Origin of the sequence: Paenibacillus terreus (assembly GCF_042138595.1) — a bacterium.
GTDB classification, from domain to species: Bacteria; Bacillota; Bacilli; order Paenibacillales; family Paenibacillaceae; genus Paenibacillus; species Paenibacillus terreus.
In genome coordinates this window covers 24,650-43,789 of record NZ_JBHIRX010000011.1, presented here as the reverse complement: position 1 = coordinate 43,789, position 19,140 = coordinate 24,650, and the positions used below count along the sequence as shown (strand labels likewise).

Sequence of the window (19,140 nt, the reverse complement as noted above, 5' to 3'; positions counted from 1 at the left end):
GTTAAAATATACAACAATCTATTAGTTACATCAATTTGGTAAGCGACAATCAGGACGGTATGCTGGGGGGCGCCGCCTATACCTTGTATGAAGCTTCTCACGACAACGACCGAGTACAGCGGCTTTACGGAGGAGCCTTCCCTACTGCGCAATCCGTGACGGTTACCGATGCGGATGGGCGCAAGTCTGTGGTGCAAGTCAAATCGGAGTACGATGCTTCTACAGGACTCATCACTTCATCTACAGATGGGAAGAATCGGCGTACCCAGTACAAATATGATATTTTGGGCCGTGTCACAGAGGTTACTAACCCGGACGGTACCCAAATTCAGGCCAGCTATGATGAGGTGCAGAACACCGTTACGATCAAGAAGGCACCAAGTCCCGTACCCGCTGGAATGCGCTGGGCTGGCAGACGGAGAGCGGCATCTATACCGGACAGGGTTTCAGAGTGCAGTCCCGTGCGGATTATGACGCGTTGGCCGTTTAAGTTGGATTAACGCAGGTACAGAGTTCAATACAAGTATAATGGGGACGGATTGTTGGTAGGGCGTATTCAGAACGGCGTGGAAACCCGGTATTATTATGATGGGGATCAGATCATCGCAGAGGCTGTGATTGAGAACGGCACGCCGAAGCTAAAGGCCAGTTATGTGCGAGGCAGCAAGTTGGAGGCGATTGTCAGGGACAAAAGGGAGTCGACGCATTTCTTAAGTCAGCCAATAAAGGCTTAGTAGGCGAAACAGGACAAAACGGTATTAAGGCGCTAAGTGGTGAAGAAATAAGAATAGGTGGAATTAAGTATAATTTTGAGAAGTTCGTAAATAATACGTTATGTGACATTTGAAGTAAGGGGGAGATCTGTCATTCAACCAAAAATCGATAAAAATGCACGTCAATTTATTGCTGAATTTATTCGAAATTTCAATCAGAACATTTTGAAGTTTGACCCCAACAAAAAAATGCTAATTAATGATAAAGAAATAATTAATACCATAAAATATATATATTCTATGATTAAAGAAAATTATAGAATAGTGCATAAAAATTTAAATGAGGACCTAACACTTTCACTAGTTGGATTAACTTATACTACATACTTTAGTCTTGCTGTAAACCAAGATGATCACTCAAATCCAATGAGTAAAGATTTTAATGATGAAAACTTAGGAACTCTAAAACCCAATGAACTGTATGAGAATATGATAGGTATTATTAGCAATCATATATTGTCAATTATAAAATTAATAGAAGGTGGACTTGATACCTCAGCACGAGCATTACTTAGAGTATTAGCAGAAACAATTTACATTTTTATTATAGTGTTCTCCAGTAAAAAACATTTTTTAAGCTATTGTAACGGGATGAATGATGAAGACGCTAGATTGATTTGGTATAAGTTCTTCACTCCCAAGAAAACAGAAGTGGAGCTCAGAAAGATTGAAAGTAGAATCGGATTACCAGACAAAATAATTAGTGAAATTAATAGTATGAGGACATCAATCTATAAAGAATTTTCCAGTGTAGTTCATTCATCGGCATATACAAGTATCATAGGATCATATGCTTTTGACTTTCATGACGATAAATTGCATATAGGAATCGGAGGGAAAGCATCTAAGGCGTCTAAAAACACACTTGCAACGCTGAATTGGTTATTATTCTACTTTGCGCTAATGACTAAAGGGATTTTGAATCAAATATTTGAATTTAAACCTCGATCAGATAACCAAATGTGGAGGGCGGTCTTTCCAATTAGAGAGTGTTTTATTGGAATGTATTTAAAAATCACATATAAAGATGAGTATGTAGGCAATACATTGAACGTCACATAACATTATATTGGATCGAAAGGGGGCCTGGCGATCGCCTACCGTCAGCCAAAGGCAAAGACCGGGTTTCTCGACAAACTAAGAAGGATGCTCTTAGCCGTATGGCTTCGGGCATCCTTCTTTTAGATTGATTAGGCTTCAAGTAAATCCTGTACCCCTTGATAGATAAGATTGTATAAGTCCTCCAGGGAAGCTTCTTCAATACAGGAGAAAGCAACGCGCAAATCCTGCTCCCCAAGGGCAATCGTGCCGACCCCGTACTGCTGCAGCAAATGGGTGCGCAGCGCCTCGGCCTGGACCGTCTTCAGCTTCAGACACATGAAGTAGCCCGAGTTGAAAGGGTAATAGTCCCATGCGTCATCGTACTTGCCGCTGTCAAGCAGCCTTTTGACGGTATTGGCGCGGCCCTTCATGACGGCGAATTTCTCGGCTTTCTGCTGTTCGAACTCCGGCGATTTCAATGCCTCCAGCACAAAGGTCTGCGAAGGATGCGGTCCGCTGGAAATGGTGGCACGAATAATGCCGAGCGTCTTCTGCTCCAGCGCCGACAGCACTTCGCTGCTGTCCGAAGCATAGGTGATGAAGCCGACGCGGAAGCCCCACACATACTCTTCTTTGGTGGCGCCGTCTACCTTGACAGCCAGCACACGCGGATGGATGGATGCCAGCTTGCCGAACAGCGATTCCTGCAGGGACTCCTCGAAAAACAGGCCAAAATAGGCGTCATCCGTAACCGCAACCACATTGATGCCGGCTTCGGCGGCCTCGCGGACGGCGGCGACGATTTCCTCGCCTTCACGGGCTCCCGGCGTGTAGCCGGTAGGATTGTTGGGGAAGTTGAGGATCACGATGGCTTTGCCTGCATCCTTCTGTGCCAGCAGTGCGTCACGCAGCCCCTGGCTGTTGAAGGTCATCTGCTCCGTGAACAGCGGGAAGTTGACGAGCCGTGCGTGGCGGCGGATGCCGAAGGTCAGCTCGTAGTTTTCCCAGTTTTTGTCCGGATAGATCACCGCATCGCCCTCGTCAGCGAACAGATCGGCTACGACGCTCAGGCCATGGGTCAGCGCATTGGTTACAATCGGATTTCCGAACGATTTATTGTGCAGCGAAGGATTCTCCTTCAGCATCTTCTCACGCCATGCGGTGCGCAGTTCAGGCTTGCCGGCAGGCGGCGCATAAGGATACAGGTCCTTTGGATTGAAGGCCGACAGCTTTTCATGAATGACGTTAAGGTGCATCGGCCCGCCTGCTTCCGTGGCAATCCCGATTGTAGCATTGTATTTCTTGGCCAGCTTGCCCGCTTCTGCGGACTGGCTCAAAATCCCTTCCTTCGGAAAATAAATTTCCTTGCCGAGCTGGGACAGCATATCGTACACATGCTCGTTACTTGTCTGAATACTTTGGTTTAATTGCACAGCCAGTGGATTCATCCCGGTTTTCATCCTTCCAGTCATGTAAGGTTATTGCAGGAATGCGCAGGGATCGCCATCATACGGTCCGCTCTGTTTTCTGCTGCCAATTATTATAGCATTTCACCGCGTTACAGTCACGGGAAAAGCTTACGTGAATTGCTTGATAAGAAAGTCACGAAATGTACGTGCCGCCACGGATAAATAATGTTTTTCGGACCAGGTTAACTGATAGGTGCGCCGGCAAACGGGCTCTAAAATACGCAAATAGTGAAAGGGATTCTCTTTTTCCAATAAAGATTCTAACCAGAAAGCAACTCCAATTTCCTTTCTGACCAATTCTATGATCGTCTTTGAGTCATCGGTTTCACATATGATGTTTGGTGCAAACCCTGCCTTCCGGCATATTTCATCCGTATCCTCCCGGAAGGAATGTCCCTTTTTAAAGTGTATGAAAGGCTCGTTTGCAACCTCACTCAATTTAATACTTTGCCGATTTGCAAATCGATGTGTAATGGGTACTGTCAGTACAATTTCTTCCGTTAATATAGGCATATTGTAGATGCCGCTCCGTTTAATCGGGTTGCAGGAAATGGAAAAGTCTATTTCTCCAGCTTCCAGCAGCCGCTCCCTTTTCTCCATTGTTGAAACTTGAGAAATACGAAAATGAACATCGGGAAATTTTGAGCGAAACATATTCATGGTATCTGAAAATAGCGGTAGAAAAGTGGTGTCTATAGAAATGGTTCCCCGTTCTAATCCGGCCATATCTTTAACTTCCCGCTGCCCCTCTTCGAGTAGTTTCAGCGCCGGCTCTACTTTTTCCAGAAAGGCTTCCCCATATTTATTGAGGCGAATCTGTCTCCCTTGACGATCGAAAAGAGGAACTCCCAAATCCTTTTCTAACTTTGAAATGGTTTGACTTAAAGAAGGCTGGGTGATGTGCAGTTCTTGCGCCGCTTGTGTCAAATGATTTAATCGTGCAATCTTCTGAAAATACCTCAACTGAAGTAAATCCATTTTGTTCGCCCCTATCATAAGTTTAGAGTTATGAATATATAAACAAATATACATTTTTAATTATTTATAATCAATCTTACAATTGAGTTGTCAAAGGAGCAGTAAAGAAGGATCTTCAATTGTTTCCCTATCAGGAAGATCGGAAAGGAGTTTTATGATGAATACACCTATGATAAAAGCTGTACGTGTCCATCGATACGGAGGGCCAGAAGAACTCAAGTTAGAACAAATTTCACGCCCAAATCCATTGGCTGGAGAAGTATTGATTCGTATTTATGCGGCAGGCATTCTCCCCTACGATTGGAAGTACCGTCAGGGACGCTTTGAAAGCATTCGTCCTGCAAAATTTCCTTATATTCCTGGCTCCTCCTTTGCGGGAATTATAGAGGAGGTAGGCGCAGATGTCACTGAGTTTCGTAAAGGAGAAGCCGTTTTCGGCCGCAGTGACAACGGCACCTATGCTGAATATACAACGGCTGCTGCCAAAGGACTTTTTCTTAAACCGGAAGGCCTAACTTTTGATGAGGCAGTTACTATACCGGGGAGCGCCTTGCCCGCCTGGTTAACGCTATTTCATGATAGTGGATTAAAGCCAGGCCAAAAAGTGCTGATTCATGCGGCCGCAGGAGGGTTTGGAACGTTTGCGGCTCAATTTGCCAAGTGGAAAGGAGCTTATGTGATCGGTACCTGTTCAACAAATAATGTTGAGCTTGTGCATACTTTGGGTGCAAATCACGTGATCGATTATACCTCGGAACGGTTCGAACAAAGCGTTTCAGATGTTGATCTTGTGATTGATACCGTGGGGGGAAATACATTGGAGCGGTCATGGTCTGTTGTAAGACAGGGAGGAATACTTCTGTCTATTGTGGAGGAGCTGTCCCTGGAAAAAGCAAAAGCACGAGGGGTGAATGTAATAAAACCGGGTATAAATTCCATGCCTTCACCCGAAGAATTACAGGAGATTTCTCAGCAAATTGCTCAAATGATTGTGGAGGGACAAATAGAATCCGTTATAAATAAAAAATTCCCCTTACATGCAGTTCAACAAGCTCATGAGCTTAGTCAAACCGGGCATGGAAGAGGACGAATTGTTCTTCAAATTGCAGATTAGAAAATGAATAGGGCAAGCAAAAGAAAAACAACTGGAGGCGAGAAAATTGCTAGGTCAAAAAATCACTTTAATTGCACGTATTGTATTCGGGCTTTTGTTGTTAGTACCAGGTTTAAACAATTTGATAAATCCGTCATATTCAATGGAATTTTCTGAACCTGCTAACAAATTCATGATGGCTTTAGCTGAGACAGGGTATATTATGGTCATCGTCTACAGCTTGATGGTTCTTGCAGGTTTCTCTCTATTGATAAATCGTTTTGTACCATTGGTACTCGTTGTGTTTGCACCTGTTTCCTTAAATATGGTACTTTTTCATGTGTTTCTGGATTTAAAATCCATTATTCCTTCCTTGATCATGTTTTTTCTAAATATATTTCTTCTTTTTGCTCATATTGCGAGTTATCATCTTCTTTTCAAAGCGAAAAGTTAACCAATTTTTACTATGTGTGATACGGGCAATATTGGCGCATCAAGTCCGCTGTTTCCTGATCGCGGTTTTGCCCGCGCTCTTGCAGCTGCCGGATCAGGCTTTCTCTGTCGGCTTGCTCCAGATTTTGGCCGAATTTAAACTTGGCGGTGATGGAATCCGGGACGATGCGTGTCAGCGATACAGCTTTAAGGGCGACCCTGTAGCGGTCATCCTGCGGATCAATGGGAGCATATCCGCCCTCTGGCTGCAGCTTGCTCATAAAGCTTGTGAAGATCCGCGCCTTCTCCTCCAGATCGCGTACGGCTTCCGCCCGCCCGGAAGCTGTTACGCTTTTGAAGTAGGACGTAGCTGGACATGCCATTTCGGGGTCGGAAAAATAGGACGGAATCAGCGCATATTCATCGGCCACGGTAAAGCTTACAACGTCGCTGCCCTGCAAATGTTTCATTTTCTCTCCGGCGTAGCTGCCGTGGAAGTAAAAATAGCCGTCCACATATACAAAATTTAGCGGTGTAACACGCGGCCGCCCGTCAGGTCCGACGGTGCCCAAAAAGCCGAAGCTCATTCCCTGCAAAAAGCGGCTGATTTCCTCTTCCTCTGTTACTGTGAATTCTTTTCTTCTCATGTATGGATCCTCCTTAATGAAACTGGCGGGATATTACCCGATAACTTGTTCTTCCAGCATAATCTGCAAATTGACATGTAATAAGAGCCAATTTAGAGTATTTATATTAAGCCAATTTGACTGCTGGAAGGAGTTCGGTCATTCATTATGGAGTTCATGCTGCCGTTTGATTCCTATCTGGAAAGGTATCATTATAAATATGCCGCGCTATATCACGCCCTGCGGGACGCCATCCTTAACGGCACGCTACAGGGTGGGGCCAGGTTGCCTTCGTCGCGCTGGTTGGCGGAGCATTACGGGCTGTCCCGGGGCTCGGTTGCGGAAGCTTACGATATGCTGCTTGCCGACGGGTATGTGCAGGCCGAGGTCGGGCGCGGCACGTTCGTTGCGCCAGCGGCCAGCCCGCAGCCCCGGGCCGGTCGGGAGGCAAGCATCGTGCTCTCGCCCTGGGGGCAGCGGCTGATGCGGATAAAAGACTCCGGACAGGAGTATGCCTCACAGAATACTACCATTCCAGGGTGGCAGGGGCCAGAACACAAGGATATGATCAGACTTGTTCCACAGGGAATGCAGCAGGAGCATTTTCCACATGAGGAGTGGAAGAGCGCGCTCTATGCCGCGGCCCGGGAAGCGGCGGAGCCCGGGGCGGAAGACGGCGCGGGAGCCGCCGAGCTGCGTGAAAGCATCGCCGCCCACCTGCGCCTGACCCGCGGAATTCGCGCAGAGGCGGACGCCATCATCCTTTTCAGCGGTTCCATGCAGGGCATTGCCCTGCTGACACAGCTGCTCGTCGCGGAGGGAGAGGATGTCGTGCTGGAGCAGATCTGCTACCCGGGCATTCAGGCAGCGGTAAGATCATGCGGAGGCAGGCTGCTGCCGGCGGCACTGGACCGGGATGGCATCATCCCCGGCAACTGGGACTCCAGGCTGCTGTTCGTCACGCCTGCCCGCCAGTTTCCGACAGGCGCCGTGCTCAGCCTGGGCAGACGCCGTGAGCTGCTCGGCTGGGCATCCCGGCACAATGCCGTCATTATCGAGGACGATTATGACAGCGAGTTCCGGTGGGGCGGCAGGCCGTTCGAACCGCTGAAGGCGCTGGACACGGAAGAACGTGTCGTCTATATCGGCTCCTTCTCGAAGACGATGCCGGCAGGCTTCCGCCTGGGCTATGCGCTTGTGCCGCCGGCTCTTGTCGGCCCACTGCTGGAGGCCAAGCAGCTCTACGATCCGCTCCCGCCCGGGTTGCTGGAGCAGCGCGCCCTTGCCCGCTTCATGGCCCGCGGCGGCTACGCGCGCCACCTGCGGCGCATGACCAGGCTGTATGGTGCCAGGCATGATCATTTCCGCAAAAGCATGAGCCGCCATACTGCCGGGCTGTTCGAGCTGGAGCCGGGCGATGCCGGACTGCATATCTACGCTCGCTGGAAGCAGGACCCGGCCCGCTATCCAGCTTTTATGGAGGCCGCAGCGGCGCACGGGGTCATTCTCCGGGATATGTCTGCTTATCATCTTGTCCCTGCTTCCCCGTCTGTCAGTTTGGGATTTGCACACCTGGATGAGGAGCGGCTGGAGGAGGGGGCGAGACGATTGGCGGCGGCATGGCAAAGCTTGAAGTAAGCCCGTTTTATTTTGCGGTAGGACAGAAAAACCACCGGAAAGGAGGCAGCACCTCCAACCGGTGGTTTTAAATACAGATGCAATTGTCCTGCTCTTGCTATCGTTAACAGATCGCGTTCAAAAAATCAGGTTTTCAGCACCGAGAAGATTGGATGAAGGTAGGGACTGAGGAGCGGAGCGTACTTGGGGTACGTGAGCACCTGAAATGTTTCCGTAGGAAACATGCTTCGGAAGCATCTGCTTAGTCCCGGCTGAATTCAAGATTCGATGTCGAGTTCGCTTCCTGACTTTCTTCGTGATCAAAAGATGACTTTTTGAACAACCTCTAATAGATCGCGGTCGCCCCAGGTTCTAGATGGCGCACCCGCTGTAAATGAGCTGTAACCCGTCTGTCGTCTTCCTGGGGATATTCAAAGTGCAAATGTTTTGCGACATCCTGCGCGGTGCTGCGGAACAGCTCTCCCATCACAAACAGGGCGTTCCAGATATCCTCGTAGCTCCCGCCTGGATAGGTACGCATAAGCTGCAGCCAGCTCTCCCTGTCCATATATTTCTCCAGATATTTTCCGTTTTTTCCTGTGCTTACAGAAAAATCGGTGTTTACGCCGACCTGCCATTCCAGCATTTGTATAAGCATGGGCCTTACATACAAGTTCAGATGGTCCATTGCGTATAGAATTTCCTGTCTCCACAGCCCCTTCGCCACGTACGTGGATACCCACCAAAACTCGTTGCAGCAATCCGCATAACCTTCGGCTGATGGCCGCCGAACCCGGTAATCCTCATCTGTTGGAGCCGCAAGCTTGGGGAGGGACTTATCCTTATCCAACAACACCACGGACAGTTTGTCGCCGCCGTTCCAAACATCCCTTTTTTCAACAGGGCATAATGTAAGGTCGATCCGGTTGCCGTCCGTAAACAGCATCAGATAAGAGAAGTATCCATCCAATACAGGCTCCGGTGTTTGCATGATAATCCGGCTGCCGAAGTAATCGACCCACTGGGGATGATCAACAAAAGAGTGTATGTCCTTCACGACAAAGACAATGTCATAATCCTGAAACACGTCCTTAGGCGCATTTGGATTCGTTCGGGAACCATTCATGCCGACTGCTCTTATACGCTCATCATTTCTGGCAAAGCCCAGAATCAGCTCCATCATTTCTTTTTCGCTTCTCATTTTCCAGCCTCCATATTTTTGTTGTGGAAAAGCTTCACCTGGAAAAAGGAGGGGACTTTCCCCCTAATGTAAAAACAGCAGCCGTAGATCACAATATGGAGCCTCTGGCTGCTGTTAGTCGAAGGTTTTGATGAAATTTTTTTGTTCCTTTGTGAAAATATATCCTCTGTGCTCATAGAGCCTGTGTGCGTGAATTCTGCTCGGATGGGACAGCAGCTTAATTCCGGAAAATCCGTTGTCTTTAGCCCAAGCTTCAAGGCTTGCAATCAATTTGGTCCCCACACCGCGCTTTCTATATTTCTCTTTCACCACAAACCCCAAAATGTTGACCAAAGAATCAGAAAAAAGCAGCTCATGAGGACTTCCGTGAATGTAACCAATAACCTCGTTATTATATTCGCCGACTAAAATCATATCATTGGTACTGCGAATAATCCGCTCGATCCGTTCTTTCACCCGATCTTCAGAAAAAGAAGCCAGTCTGGGATTAAAGTCTTGATTTAATAAATAAATATGAGGATAATCTGCTGCTCTTATTTTTCTTATGATCAACTCTTTGATATACAAGCACCCCAATTCACGATTGGATTGATGAACCTGAAATTTATTATAGACGCAGGCTGATGTTCCCGGCAACCGGCCTTGAAAGTGAGTGAGAGCTTCACATCCGGGGACTGCCGTTACGCTCATTATGCCTGTCTGGACTATCTTCACGAGCAAGAGGCCAGGAACGGGGATGTTGTCTTTGTTCCTGGCCTCTTTTTTAGGCGAGCTATGTGTGCGGAAGCGGAGGGGCCTAAGCCCCGGGCTTGTCCGATTTGAACTGGCCGAGTGCTTCGCCCATGTTCACTCTGTCTCCCTGGTGCAGGGAAGGATCGGGGGAAAAGGTGCCGCTCTCCGTCAGCAGCACAACCGTGGAACCAAACTCGAAATAAGCCAGTTCGTCGCCGGCCGTCCAAGCCTTGGCGTCTTCATCGCTGTAGCGGATGCTGCTAACATTCATGGCGCCGACCTTCACCAGGGCAATTTCCCCGTATTCGTGGGCAATATATGCGATTTTGCGTTCATTGCGGCTTAACACGGTTCTCATATGGGTAAGTCCGAATTCATTTACCGGATACACTTTACCCTTTACATGCTCTTTTTCAACCAGATTTCCCGTCACAGGGGCGTGAATCCTGTGATAATCTGTTGGGCTCAGATAGAGCACAAATGCGTGCCCGTGCGTATATTTCTCAAGCCGGGGCGAGAAATTAAGCAGTTCTTCCAATGTGTAATCCTGTCCTTTGACATTCAGCAGCGTACCGTCAGTGACCTCGCCGTTATACGTGATCAATGCGTCAACAGGGCTGACCATAACATCCGGAGCCGTATGTACCGGTCTTGCGCCTGCCTTCAGCCTGCGTGTAAAAAAAGCATTCAGCGAAGGATACTGCCGCCAGTCCTGCTCGGCCTCCTCCGCTGCAATTTGATAGACTCGGATAAATGTAGGGATCATATGCCGGCTGGCACCGCTTTGAGCAAAAGCTCCCATCAACCGGCAGACCCATTTGCGGGATGAGAGCTCTGTCATCAGCCGCAGCCACCGTTTTGCCATTACTGCTCCCCCTTGTCATTGTTCAGGGCCTTACGAACCGAATCGTGTCCGACCGCTCTGCATTATATTGACATATTACGTGATGTAAATCAATATGGCAGGTTGTGGGGGAGCTGTACGCCTTGATCCAGCAGCCAGCGCGCGTAGCCCATGGGATGGGTATAGGACATTTTCCATTCACGAAGCATGCCCGCCTGTTCAAAACCGTAACGCAAATCGCGCCCGTTGCATTCAATGAAGAAGAACTCACCCTTCGCCGTAATTCCGACGTCAAGCCCTACATCGGCAAGGTGCGGAAGTTTTTCTGCCAGCGCTTCAGCGAGCTCCAGGGCAAAGCTCCTCAGCTTGCTGATCAGCGACCGGGTATCGAGGCCGGGAAGGGCGGAGGAAAGCGTTTCAGCAACCGAAGCGACCGAGCCGCCCTGCGCTACATTGGAGACAAATGTATAGGGCGGAGCGATTTTGGCGAACATGCCGGTCAAATGCCAGCCTCCGCCGTAGCTGCGCTGCACTGTCATGCGAATATCGAACGGACGCCCTTCCTGGGCAGCCAGCGGAATGGTCTGCTGAATGATGCAAGGCTCTCTTCTTGTTATTTTGCCCACTCTATGGATCGCCTCGTGCATGCCCAGGTATCTTGTTACCCAGTTTTGCTTTCTCGTCCCTGATTGTCTGTTCTGCTTATATTGAAGCTTCCAGAAACCGCCGTTCTTCTGCAGACGCATAATCCCTTTGCCGACACTGCCGAAGCAGGGTTTTATGATAAGGTCTTCATACTGTCCCATCATCTGCTGCAGAGCGGACCGCCTGAGCGGCAAGGTTGCAGGCACATGGCGGCTCAGCTCCGGATGTTGGGATAGTATCGTATGAATATCCCATTTGCTGAAACGGGTCTGCAGGTTGTAAATCCGGACACCCTTCTTCCACAGAGCCGCAAGCTTCTGCCGGCTTGCCCGGCCGCTGTGTATGGCGCGATTGTGAATTACGGAGGGCAGCGGGATCACCGCCCTGGTGAAGCGGCCATTATATAAGAGATATGCGATGCATTCGTTAGCGGAAGGATTGATGTCCTTCAGGCGCAGATAACAGGGGATCACCCCGTAGCGGCCACCGGCTTCTTCATAATTCATCAGCCATTCATGACCCGTCCGCCCTGTTGGAATTTTGCCGTATGCGGCAGAGCTCAGCAATATACCGGCGTACTCGAGGGGCATGGCCAATCCTCCTTGTCAGGCACAGTATCGAACAATGGCATTATATGTGCCCGCTTGGCCGAAGGGACTGGACAACCGCCTGAACTTGCGGCGGATGACATGAATTGGGCCGGAACCCGTACTCAGGAGAAGGAGCTGTATATGATGTATTCAATGCTGTATAAGCCGATTGAGAAAGGGTGTGAATGCTCCAGTGTATCCTCCCAGACTGGCTGTCGTGACACCGGGATCCTTTGTCATTCCTTCATCCCGGAGCAGTTCTGTTGAACGTGTGATCGAACATACGATTCCCCCGGTGGCTGATCCGCAGCGGACGCGGATTTATGGAATCCGGGGAGAAGGGCTGCCTGCCCGGGGCAGGCTGAACCGTATCCCGTGCATCCGTTTTCCGCGCGGAAAAAGATACATTCCCTCGGTTATCAAGGCTTTGAAGAGATGGCCCGCACAGCTCGCGGATGTGCACAACCGTCCTTTCGCCGCTTACAGGATCAAGAAGGCATGTCCCCGTATACCCGTTATTTTGACGCTTCATTCCACGACCTTTATGCGTCCTCCTTATATGATCCCAGGAAAGGAGAGCATGCTGCTTGCGCCGCTCGACCGGATCGTGGTAAACAGCGAGTATGTCAAACAGGCCATCATCAGCAGGGTGCCACAGGCGGCGGAGAAGATAACAATCAATTACCCGGGGGTTCGGATAGACCATTTTCGGCAGCGGTGGACTGCAGAAGGCGAAGCGGCACGCACGGCGGGATTGAACAAGGCAGGCTGGCATAACAGGAGAATTCTTCTGTACGTGGGCAGGCTGGTACCGGGTAAGGGAGTGCACCGTCTGCTTGAGGCGCTGCCCCGGATCATTGCTTCCTGTCCGGATGTGCTGCTGCTTGTGGTCGGAAGCGCTTTTTACGGCAGCCGCCGTTCCACAGCATATACAAGGAAGCTGCGGGCACAGGCGGTGAACGTAAAAGACCACGTGCGTTTTATCCCTTATACCCCCCACGAGGAGCTGGCAGGCTTGTATCAGCTTGCCGATATTGTCGTTGTGCCATCGCTGCGGGATGAGGCCTTCGGTCTGGTCAATCTGGAAGCGATGGCGGCAGCGGTGCCCGTTGTGGCAGCGCGTACGGGAGGAATTCCGGAGGTGGTAAAGGACGGCATTACGGGTTTGCTGATCTCGCCCGAACGGATAGAACAGGAGCTTGCCGAAGCGGTGATACGCCTGCTGCAGGAGCCGATGACAAGAAGGCGGATGGGGCTCGCGGGATTGAGGGAAGCAAACAGCCGCTTTTTGTGGGAGCACTCTTCACGGCGGTGGGCGGAAATCATTGAACAGGTAGCCCGTAAATGAACGGAAGAGAAACAAATGCGGCCTGTAAGCCTGTATGTCCTTCATCGGAACCGCAGGTACAGGCCGTTATTTGTTCAAGAACAATAGGAGCGGACCGGGATGCACGTTATTATGAGAATATACGTAATATTTTGAAAATAACGGATTCTCGGTCCGCGACGATGTCAACTGCGGATGGCCTTGCCCTGCAGATTAATGGACGCCAACCGCATCGAATGCCAGACCGACAGAGGTGGCCTCGGCTGAACCTGCCCCGTACAGATCAACGGCGGATTGCACGAGGGCATCACGTGCGGCTGCGAAGTTGGACGTTGGCGTCAAATAATAGACAAAGGCGTTATAGTAGATTTCCACAGCCTTGTCGCGTCCGATTCCCGGCACGGTCACACCATGGTGCGTTCCGCCTGCAGCCGTCAAATAGTACGCTTTGTTAATAATGCCGCTGTTGATATGAACACCGCCGTAATCCGCAGTACCTCTATAACGGTCATCATAATGGTCAGGTTGATTAAACAGTGTCGGGTTTGCCAAGGATCTTAGTGCATCTCCCGGGATACCGGGTGTATAGATCTCATTGCCGATGAACCAATCCTCCCGTTCTACATCATTTCCGATAATATCGGAGAAGGCTTCGTCAAGCGCTCCGGGTTCGTTAAGATATTCCAGGCCCGAGGTGAATTCGGTAACCCCGTGAGTCAGCTCGTGGCCGACTACATCAAGGCTGCCGGACAACAGGGTGAATTCGACACCATCGCCGTCACCGTACGCCATACCGACGCCGTTCCAGCCGGCATTATTATAATTCACGCCATAATGAACCGTTGAACGAAGCTGATAGCCGTTGCCGTCCAGACTGTTGCGGTTGAATTTGTCGAGATAGTAATCGTACACCTCGGCAGCGTAAGCATGGGCATCGACCGCCGCGGCGTCTGTCCAGACATTATCCGCATCTGTCAGCAATGTGCCGGGCCAGGTATATCTTCTGTTCGCGGTATAGGTTAGGATTCCGTTCCCCCTGGTCGTATCTCTTAGCTGATAGGTACTGCCAGACTGGGTTGTTGTGAATGTTTTGGCATCGCCAAGCACGCCTGTCCCCCTGCCTGTAGCCATGGCCAGGATATCGTATTGGAACACGATGCTGCCGTCCAGTGCATCAATGAAGTAGCGGGTGCGGAGCAGGACAGGATCAAGCAAATTGACCTCTGTCATATACACCAGCCGTGCTGACTCCCCTTCCGGATAAATGTACAGCTCCGCTTTAGGCTCTGCCGCACGTTCACCCAGAACGGAATCCGATAGCGAAATTCGTTCTCCATCCGGACTGTTTTCCGCATATACGTCATCTGTTACCTCGGCAGTCTTCAGGTCCAGTTCCTTGGCGATACGGGCAGCGGCTTCCTGCTCCGCAATATACACGGCATCACTTGCGCTGATCTTCGGCGTTGTGCCGCCGGGGATGTTTTGATAGCTTTCGGCGATTGCGGCACCGAGAAGGGAGGTAACCTGTTCGTCCTTATCCAAATGTACCGTCTGCACCGCTCCGTAGACCGGGATTCCGTCAATATACTGCTGCAGACGGTAATGAAGCAGCCCTTGTTTGTCCTTTTCACGTTTGACAATTTTCAGCTGTTTCTGCACTCCCTCACTACTCAAGCCGAGTGTTTTGGAGCTTTTCTGCAGAAAGTTCAATACCTTCTGGTCATTGGAGGCAAAAGCCGGTGTCTTTGCGACCTCTGCTACAAACTTTGGCGTTAATTCCACAGGACTACTGTCCGAAGGTTCAGCGCCCACACCCGAGGCAAGTGCGCCAAAAAGCAGCGTGCCTCCTGCCAGGAGTGTTCCTGTTTTTTTCATCCGCATTTCATCCACTCTCCCATAAACAGATTTTTAGATATGCTGGAAACCGACTTTCCGGCATCAGGTGTCTGGTAGCCGATGGAAAGAAAAGCATCGTTAGCAGGATCAGGAAGCAAGCTGATTTGAAGTAGAGGTCAAAGAGGAAAGTCATTTCTGTGTACGATTGTCGTAGAGTTGTTAAGCAGAAGTATAAAGGCAGGGGTTGTACAAGTCAGATGGGCAGTCCTCCCTTCGCGATAGGATAGATGTGCAGCCGGGATGCAGAAGGACAGGGGTTGGAATACATAAAAGTTATTATTTGTAAGTCCTTCGAATCTGAAATTGATATTATCACAGAGTCATAGATTCGAGAAGAGGTTTTTTGAGATTTTTCTCTGAAATCCGCTGAAATATGGCAAGCTTTTTGTACAAGGAACTTTGATAGAGTAGGACAAATGCCGTTGCGGGGCACTGACGGGCTTCATAAAATGCTGAAGGCTTGCAGCGTTGATGCAAGGGAGGACGATAGACCAATGAAGAGAACGCAACGGAGGTTTATTCGAACAAAAAAATCCGCACCGGCAAAGCTAACCGGCAGGGGTCTCCTCCGCCGAATGGTACGTCCCCTGGTGTCCGTTATCATCCCTGCGATGAATGAAAGCCGAACGATCGGCAGAGTCGTCCATGAGGCTGGCCGGGTCAGCAATCCTGTGGAGGTCATTGTCGTGGACAACGGGTCGAAGGATAACTCCGCTGCGCTGGCTGCAGCGGCTGGAGCCAAGGTGATCCGCTATGCCGAGCCGCTTGGTCATGATGTCGGGCGCAGGATCGGGGCCGAGGCGGCCGCAGGAGAGATCCTTGTCTTTCTTGATGCAGATATGGTCATCCCGGCTGCTGAACTGCAGCCCTTTATTGAAACCATCCTGCAGGGAGCCGATGTAGCGCTGAATAGCTACAGCGGACCTGTGGACCGGAATCCGGTTCATCGGGTCGTAGAAGCGAAATTCATGCTGAACATCCTGTTAGGCCGTCCCGATTTAAAGGGAGCCTCCTTAATGGCTGTGCCTCATGCGCTGAGCCGCAAAGCTGCCCAATTGGTTGGGAAAGCTTTGGGCCAGCCTCCGCTTGCTCAAGCAATGGCTGCCGTTGCGGGTTTGGATGTCAGAACGGCAGCAGGTGTGCATGTAGGAAAATTAAATGTCAAACGATGGTACGGCAGCAGCCACGACCCCTTGGAGGATGTTGTGCTGGAGGATCACGTGCAGGCGATCCGCTGGTTAACCAGTCAGTTGGGCCCCCGTGCCGGATTCAGTGATCTGGAGCGAAGACGCAATGCAATCGGAGGGGGAGCGCCATGATTCGGGGGAACAGAAAATCCGGTTCCAGGCTGCAGCGCCGGTCGATCCGCCGGGTGCGGACCAAGGGCATACGGAGGGTTCGGCCCGCTTCGGCACAGGCTCCGTTAAAAAGAAGCAGGAACGGGCAGCCGGCTGCCGCCACCCCTTTTGTCTTAAACAGAACCGCAGCAGCCGTTGTAGCAGCCTGCAACGAAGAGGCTACGATTGTCGATGTGCTTAATGAGCTTAAACGACTCCCTTTGCAGGAGATTATCGTTGTACTGAATGGTTGCAGTGATGGAACATACCGCAGGGCGCTTGAAATTCCGGGGATTCGGATCGTGAGCATTCCTGAAAAGCTTGGATATGATGTGGGAAGGGGGGTTGGCGCCCGCCTGAGCACGGCGGACTGCATTTTATTTGTGGACGGCGACATGGTGATTCCCGCAGAGGAGCTTTATCCGTTTCTGTCAGCTATCGATCATGGATACGATGTGGCGCTCAATCATTTGACTCCGCTGCTGCCGCCGTTCAAAAGGCAGGACAGCGTGACCCGCTGCAAGGGATACCTGAACAGGCTGCTGAAACGTCCCGACCTGGGAAGCGACTCCATGACGGCTGTCCCTCATGCGCTTTCCCGCCGCGGCTTGAAGGAGATCGGGACCGAAGCACTTGCCGTACCGCCGTTAGCCCAGGCAATCGCAATGCTGAAAGGGATGAAGGTTGCCTCTGCCCATACAGTAGATGTGCTTATCCGTAACAGAAGGCGCAATTCATTAAACGAGGGTAAAGGAAATCCGGTGGAAGCGCTGATTGTGGGAGACCATGCCGAAGCCATAGCTTACGTGCTTTCCATGACGGGCAGAGGCGGGCTTCCGGCAACGCATTCCATGACCCGGATTGAACTCGCCAGAAGGAGGAATGGGCTATTCCGTTGACCAGCATTATTATTCCGACTTACAACGGCCTGCATTTGCTGCAGCCGTGCGTGGAGGCAATCCGCGCTTTTACGGACACCCCTTATGAAATCATTGTTGTTGATAACGGTTCGAGTGACGGAACATGGGCTTACTGTGAAAAAGAGCGGCTCATCAGTATTTGGAATCCTGACAACAGCGGTTATGCAGCTGCCTGTAATTTAGGATTAAGGCTGGCGTCGGGGGATCTTCTGCTTCTGATGAACAACGATGTGACTGTTATGCCAGACTGGCTGAACAATTTGCAGACCGCGCTGCACAGCAGCGAGCGGATCGGAATGGTAGGGCCTGTCACCAATTATGCAAGCGGCATTCAGAAGGTGGAAACCGGGGCGGACAGCATGGAGGCTTTTATGCGGTATGCTGCGGACAACAACCGGAGCGACCCGTCCCGCTGGATCGAAACGGAAAGGCTTGTAGGCCTCTGCCTTTTATTCCGCAGAGAGCTGCTGCAGCGGGTAGGGTATCTGGATGAGATCTTCAGCGGAGGCCATTATGAAGATGATGACTACTGCTTCAGGATTCGGGCGCATGGATTCCGCTTGCTAGCATGCGCCGATTGTTTTGTTCACCATCAGGGAAGCGCCAGCTTCAATTTAATGGCGGAGGAAGAACTGAAGGCATTGATACAACGCAATCATCAACGGTTTGTGGATAAATGGCAGGTGGATCCCGAATGTTTTATCGAAAAACCTGCCGGAACCATACAACCCGTGCTCAGACGGGATAAAGAGGGAGTGAAGTTATGAAGGGGGTTATTTTGGCAGGAGGCAAGGGTACGCGGCTGCTCCCGCTGACTTCAATCGTCAACAAACATCTGCTTCCGGTAGGCCAATATCCGATGATTTTGTATGGGATTGAACGTTTGAGGCAAGCGGGCGTTACGGAAATTATGCTGGTTATAGGCACACAATCAGCCGGCCTGTATACCGAGCTGCTCGGCAGCGGGAGCAGATATGGTGTGGAAATCACGTACCGCATTCAGGAAGAGGCGGGCGGAATTGCCGAGGCGTTGATGCTGGCTAAAGGTTTTTTCAAGCCACAGGAGAGATTTATCGTCCTGCTTGGGGATAACCTTTTTACGGATGATTTGCTGCCGGTTATGCAACGTTACCAGCAGCAGCAGCCAGGGAGCGCAAGAATTCTGCTTAAAGAAGTTGAGGATGCAAGAAGATACGGGGTCCCTGTATTTCACTCGGACAACCCGCACAAGATTGAACGAATTGAGGAGAAGCCGGAGCATCCGCAATCCTCCTTCTGTGTCACCGGCATTTATTTATACGACACGTCCGTGTTCGAGATCATTCAGCAAATCAACCCGTCTGCCAGAGGAGAACTTGAAATTACAGATGTGAACAACCGTTATGCCGCCGCGAATCGTTTGGAATACGACATCCTGCAGGGTTATTGGGGCGATGCCGGAACCTTTGAGTCCTTAAGCGAGGCAGGATTGCATATGGTGAACAGACAGATTTGAAACCGCCAAGCGGTCCCGGTCTGGCCGAATAGGCGCTTGCTTATGAACCAGGAGCCCTTGTTTTGAATAGTTATGTATAGACGTCAGCACTGATTCTCTGCAGGGAGAACGACGATTCGGAATG

The 19,140-nt window shown here is 50.5% G+C and carries 19 protein-coding genes; 11 read left to right on the top strand and 8 right to left on the bottom strand.

Going from position 1 to position 19,140, the window contains the following annotated elements; all coding sequences use genetic code 11:
• The first annotated feature begins 35 nt into the window (after window positions 1–35).
• The 3 genes from ACE5KN_RS19305 to ACE5KN_RS19295 all read left to right on the top strand — a co-directional run bounded on the left by ACE5KN_RS19305 (window position 36) and on the right by ACE5KN_RS19295 (window position 1,835).
• Window positions 36–500, top strand: coding sequence for a hypothetical protein (locus tag ACE5KN_RS19305; RefSeq protein WP_375524342.1), 465 nt, complete (start codon window positions 36–38; stop codon window positions 498–500).
• A 39-nt stretch (window positions 501–539) separates the two neighbouring features.
• Window positions 540–734, top strand: a complete 195-nt coding sequence (locus ACE5KN_RS19300) for a hypothetical protein (RefSeq protein WP_375533133.1) — start codon at window positions 540–542, stop codon at window positions 732–734.
• A 102-nt stretch (window positions 735–836) separates the two neighbouring features.
• On the top strand, window positions 837–1,835 hold the full coding sequence (locus ACE5KN_RS19295; RefSeq protein WP_375524344.1) for a hypothetical protein: 999 nt from the start codon (window positions 837–839) through the stop codon (window positions 1,833–1,835).
• Window positions 1,836–1,963: 128 nt separating this feature from the next.
• On the opposite strand, the gene ACE5KN_RS19290 is transcribed toward ACE5KN_RS19295, so the two are convergent.
• Both ACE5KN_RS19290 and ACE5KN_RS19285 read right to left on the bottom strand, forming a co-directional pair.
• Window positions 1,964–3,262, bottom strand: a complete 1,299-nt coding sequence (locus tag ACE5KN_RS19290) for an aminotransferase class I/II-fold pyridoxal phosphate-dependent enzyme (protein WP_375524345.1) — start codon at window positions 3,260–3,262, stop codon at window positions 1,964–1,966.
• Between the two features lie 129 nt (window positions 3,263–3,391).
• On the bottom strand, window positions 3,392–4,261 hold the full coding sequence (locus tag ACE5KN_RS19285) for a LysR family transcriptional regulator (RefSeq protein ID WP_375524346.1): 870 nt from the start codon (window positions 4,259–4,261) through the stop codon (window positions 3,392–3,394).
• A gap of 157 nt (window positions 4,262–4,418) precedes the next feature.
• On the opposite strand from ACE5KN_RS19285, the gene ACE5KN_RS19280 reads away from it, so the two are divergent.
• On the top strand, window positions 4,419–5,375 hold the full coding sequence (locus ACE5KN_RS19280; RefSeq protein WP_375524347.1) for an NADP-dependent oxidoreductase: 957 nt from the start codon (window positions 4,419–4,421) through the stop codon (window positions 5,373–5,375).
• Window positions 5,376–5,421: 46 nt separating this feature from the next.
• A complete protein-coding gene (locus ACE5KN_RS19275) occupies window positions 5,422–5,808 on the top strand; it encodes a hypothetical protein (protein WP_375524348.1) in 387 nt (128 codons plus the stop codon).
• Between the two features lie 10 nt (window positions 5,809–5,818).
• Here ACE5KN_RS19275 and ACE5KN_RS19270 read toward each other — a convergent pair whose 3' ends face one another.
• The gene (locus tag ACE5KN_RS19270) at window positions 5,819–6,433 is read right to left on the bottom strand and encodes a pyridoxamine 5'-phosphate oxidase family protein (protein ID WP_375524349.1); all 615 of its coding nucleotides are present in this window, start codon (window positions 6,431–6,433) and stop codon (window positions 5,819–5,821) included.
• A 147-nt stretch (window positions 6,434–6,580) separates the two neighbouring features.
• Here ACE5KN_RS19270 and pdxR point away from each other — a divergent pair, with 147 nt between their 5' ends.
• On the top strand, window positions 6,581–8,050 hold the full coding sequence (pdxR, locus tag ACE5KN_RS19265; protein ID WP_375524350.1) for a MocR-like pyridoxine biosynthesis transcription factor PdxR: 1,470 nt from the start codon (window positions 6,581–6,583) through the stop codon (window positions 8,048–8,050).
• A gap of 325 nt (window positions 8,051–8,375) precedes the next feature.
• On the opposite strand, the gene ACE5KN_RS19260 is transcribed toward pdxR, so the two are convergent.
• The 4 genes from ACE5KN_RS19260 to ACE5KN_RS19245 all read right to left on the bottom strand — a co-directional run bounded on the left by ACE5KN_RS19260 (window position 8,376) and on the right by ACE5KN_RS19245 (window position 12,041).
• Complete coding sequence (locus tag ACE5KN_RS19260; protein WP_375524351.1) at window positions 8,376–9,230, bottom strand: aminoglycoside 6-adenylyltransferase; 855 nt, start codon at window positions 9,228–9,230, stop codon at window positions 8,376–8,378.
• A gap of 114 nt (window positions 9,231–9,344) precedes the next feature.
• Window positions 9,345–9,920 carry a GNAT family N-acetyltransferase gene (locus tag ACE5KN_RS19255; RefSeq protein WP_375524352.1) on the bottom strand — a complete coding sequence of 192 codons (576 nt, stop codon included), beginning with the start codon at window positions 9,918–9,920 and terminating at the stop codon, window positions 9,345–9,347.
• A 106-nt stretch (window positions 9,921–10,026) separates the two neighbouring features.
• Entirely contained in the window at window positions 10,027–10,827 is an 801-nt protein-coding gene (gene asd / locus ACE5KN_RS19250; protein WP_375524353.1) for an archaetidylserine decarboxylase, read from the bottom strand.
• 89 nt (window positions 10,828–10,916) lie between these two features.
• Window positions 10,917–12,041: a YheC/YheD family endospore coat-associated protein gene (locus ACE5KN_RS19245; RefSeq protein ID WP_375524354.1), complete on the bottom strand. Its 1,125-nt coding sequence runs from the start codon at window positions 12,039–12,041 to the stop codon at window positions 10,917–10,919.
• A 169-nt stretch (window positions 12,042–12,210) separates the two neighbouring features.
• Here ACE5KN_RS19245 and ACE5KN_RS19240 point away from each other — a divergent pair, with 169 nt between their 5' ends.
• Window positions 12,211–13,389: a glycosyltransferase family 4 protein gene (locus ACE5KN_RS19240; RefSeq protein ID WP_375533132.1), complete on the top strand. Its 1,179-nt coding sequence runs from the start codon at window positions 12,211–12,213 to the stop codon at window positions 13,387–13,389.
• Between the two features lie 192 nt (window positions 13,390–13,581).
• Here ACE5KN_RS19240 and ACE5KN_RS19235 read toward each other — a convergent pair whose 3' ends face one another.
• Window positions 13,582–15,249, bottom strand: a complete 1,668-nt coding sequence (locus tag ACE5KN_RS19235) for a M4 family metallopeptidase (RefSeq protein ID WP_375533131.1) — start codon at window positions 15,247–15,249, stop codon at window positions 13,582–13,584.
• A gap of 605 nt (window positions 15,250–15,854) precedes the next feature.
• Here ACE5KN_RS19235 and ACE5KN_RS19230 point away from each other — a divergent pair.
• The 4 genes from ACE5KN_RS19230 to ACE5KN_RS19215 are packed head-to-tail and all read left to right on the top strand — an operon-like array spanning window position 15,855 to window position 19,016.
• Window positions 15,855–16,583 (top strand): glycosyltransferase family 2 protein, encoded by a 729-nt coding sequence (locus tag ACE5KN_RS19230; protein ID WP_375533130.1) that lies wholly within the window; start codon window positions 15,855–15,857, stop codon window positions 16,581–16,583.
• Window positions 16,580–17,500, top strand: coding sequence for a glycosyltransferase family 2 protein (locus tag ACE5KN_RS19225; RefSeq protein ID WP_375524358.1), 921 nt, complete (start codon window positions 16,580–16,582; stop codon window positions 17,498–17,500). Before ACE5KN_RS19230 ends, ACE5KN_RS19225 begins: the two co-directional genes overlap by 4 nt.
• Window positions 17,491–18,288 carry a glycosyltransferase family 2 protein gene (locus tag ACE5KN_RS19220; protein WP_375524430.1) on the top strand — a complete coding sequence of 266 codons (798 nt, stop codon included), beginning with the start codon at window positions 17,491–17,493 and terminating at the stop codon, window positions 18,286–18,288. Before ACE5KN_RS19225 ends, ACE5KN_RS19220 begins: the two co-directional genes overlap by 10 nt.
• Window positions 18,285–19,016, top strand: a complete 732-nt coding sequence (locus ACE5KN_RS19215) for a sugar phosphate nucleotidyltransferase (RefSeq protein ID WP_375524359.1) — start codon at window positions 18,285–18,287, stop codon at window positions 19,014–19,016. The genes ACE5KN_RS19220 and ACE5KN_RS19215 overlap by 4 nt, the downstream gene beginning before the upstream one ends.
• Window positions 19,017–19,140: the final 124 nt, after the last annotated feature.

Coding starts and splice junctions, on each gene's coding strand:
- ACE5KN_RS19255 (WP_375524352.1), bottom strand. CDS start 9,920: ATGAGCGTAACGGCAGTCCCCGGATGTGAAGCTCTCACTCACTTTCAA.
- ACE5KN_RS19285 (WP_375524346.1), bottom strand. CDS start 4,261: ATGGATTTACTTCAGTTGAGGTATTTTCAGAAGATTGCACGATTAAAT.
- pdxR (WP_375524350.1), top strand. CDS start 6,581: ATGGAGTTCATGCTGCCGTTTGATTCCTATCTGGAAAGGTATCATTAT.
- ACE5KN_RS19290 (WP_375524345.1), bottom strand. CDS start 3,262: ATGAATCCACTGGCTGTGCAATTAAACCAAAGTATTCAGACAAGTAAC.
- asd (WP_375524353.1), bottom strand. CDS start 10,827: ATGGCAAAACGGTGGCTGCGGCTGATGACAGAGCTCTCATCCCGCAAA.
- ACE5KN_RS19270 (WP_375524349.1), bottom strand. CDS start 6,433: ATGAGAAGAAAAGAATTCACAGTAACAGAGGAAGAGGAAATCAGCCGC.
- ACE5KN_RS19215 (WP_375524359.1), top strand. CDS start 18,285: ATGAAGGGGGTTATTTTGGCAGGAGGCAAGGGTACGCGGCTGCTCCCG.
- ACE5KN_RS19245 (WP_375524354.1), bottom strand. CDS start 12,041: ATGCCCCTCGAGTACGCCGGTATATTGCTGAGCTCTGCCGCATACGGC.
- ACE5KN_RS19235 (WP_375533131.1), bottom strand. CDS start 15,249: ATGCGGATGAAAAAAACAGGAACACTCCTGGCAGGAGGCACGCTGCTT.
- ACE5KN_RS19260 (WP_375524351.1), bottom strand. CDS start 9,230: ATGAGAAGCGAAAAAGAAATGATGGAGCTGATTCTGGGCTTTGCCAGA.
- ACE5KN_RS19280 (WP_375524347.1), top strand. CDS start 4,419: ATGAATACACCTATGATAAAAGCTGTACGTGTCCATCGATACGGAGGG.
- ACE5KN_RS19225 (WP_375524358.1), top strand. CDS start 16,580: ATGATTCGGGGGAACAGAAAATCCGGTTCCAGGCTGCAGCGCCGGTCG.